At 73.0% G+C, this 441-nt stretch carries 1 protein-coding gene; it reads left to right on the top strand.

Annotated elements, in window-relative coordinates:
* Window positions 1-441: AMP-binding protein (locus HUA78_RS45760; RefSeq protein WP_174479137.1), on the top strand; the 441-nt coding region annotated here is incomplete at both ends.

Here is a 441-nt window from a genome sequence, read left to right as displayed (position 1 = left end):
TGCAGCCCGGCCCCGCGCTGGCGCGACTGCTGAAACAGCAGGACGTCCACGTCCTCTCCCTGACGCCCTCCGCCCTCTCCGCCCTGCCAGCGGAAGGACTGGACTCGCTGCGCACCGTCGTCTCCGGCGGTGAGGCCTGCTCCCCCGAGCTGGTGGCCAGGTGGGCCCCCGGCCGAACCTTCCTCAACGTCTACGGCCCCACCGAAGCCACCGTCCGCGCCACCTTCGCTCCCTGCGTCGCGGATGGCTCCACTCCACCTCTCGGACGCCCGCTTCCCAACGTGCGCGTCTTCGTCCTCGACGCCCACCTCCAGCCCGTCCCCGTCGGCGTGCCCGGCGAGCTCTTCATCGGCGGCGTCGGCGTGGCGCGCGGCTACCTGCACCGGCCCTCTCTCACCGCCGAGCGCTTCGTCCCTGACGCCTTCAGCGGCACTCCCGGCT

The organism is Myxococcus sp. CA033 (assembly GCF_013336625.1).
GTDB classification, from domain to species: domain Bacteria; phylum Myxococcota; class Myxococcia; order Myxococcales; family Myxococcaceae; genus Myxococcus; species Myxococcus llanfairpwllgwyngyllgogerychwyrndrobwllllantysiliogogogochensis.
The sequence above is the reverse complement of the archived record's forward strand: the minus strand, read 5'-3'. Positions and strand labels throughout refer to the sequence as shown.